Annotated in this window: 1 protein-coding gene; it reads left to right on the top strand. The window is 67.9% G+C overall.

Going from position 1 to position 892, the window contains the following annotated elements; translation table 11 throughout:
- Window positions 1-632, top strand: a 632-nt coding sequence (locus tag MOV74_RS39200) for a LysR substrate-binding domain-containing protein (protein ID WP_246932975.1), incomplete at its 5' end; no start/stop codon positions are given.
- Window positions 633-892: the final 260 nt, after the last annotated feature.

Genomic DNA, 892 nt, shown 5'->3' with positions numbered 1-892 from the left:
CGGCCGGACTCGCGCTGCCGCTGCTGCGGACCGTGCGCGCCCGCCACCCCGGCATCCTGCTCTACCTCAACGAGACCTACGGGACGACGCTCTCGGAGCTCGTCATGAACGGACGGATGGATCTCGCCGTGCTCTACGGCGGCAAGACGGCCGTCCATGGCCTCTCGTTCGTGCCGTTGCTGCGCGAGCAGCTCTACGTTGTCGGACCCGCCAGCATGATGGCCCCGCCGGGCGAGATCAGCGTGCCGGCGCTGGCCGACATGGATCTCTATCTCGCCCGTCCCTACAACGTCGTGCGCAAGATGGTGAACGAGGCCTTCGCGGCGATCGGCCAGGCGCCGAAGGTCGTCGCCGAAATCGAGTCGGCGAGCACGCTGACGGCGGTGATCGCCGATGGGCTCGGCGCGACGATCCTGCCGGAATCGATGGCCCGCCAGGTGGCGGCCTCCTGCGGCGGCTGGCAGTCCCGCATCGTCGATCCGATCATCGAGGCGCCGTTGGCATTGTGCCAGTCCGATCATTTACCGCTGTCGGAGCCGGCCCAGGCGATCAAGGAAATCCTGCTCGAGCTCGTGGCCGGGCTGCCCGGCAACGTCGTCGTCGCCGAGGAGCGGGCGCAGAAAGCGTCATAGCGCTCTCTTATATGGGCAAAGCCAAACCGTCTTGGTCGACGAAGACCGACGGCAGTAGCGTTCGTGGACAGGCGCGACGCCGCGGGCGCCGACCTCGACGGACGGCCGGAGCATGGATCTCGATCGTATCAAGTCACTGATTGGCGCCATGGCGGCCTCCGATCTGGCCGAGATGGAGTTCAGCGAGGGCGGCATGTCACTGCGGCTGGTGCGCCGACCGCAGCCAGCCGACTCGCGGCCGGCGCTGCCAGAGGTCGCAG

It is taken from the genome of Bradyrhizobium sp. SHOUNA76 (assembly GCF_023006445.1).
Classification (GTDB): Bacteria; Pseudomonadota; Alphaproteobacteria; order Rhizobiales; family Xanthobacteraceae; genus Bradyrhizobium.
The sequence above is the reverse complement of the archived record's forward strand: the minus strand, read 5'-3'. Positions and strand labels throughout refer to the sequence as shown.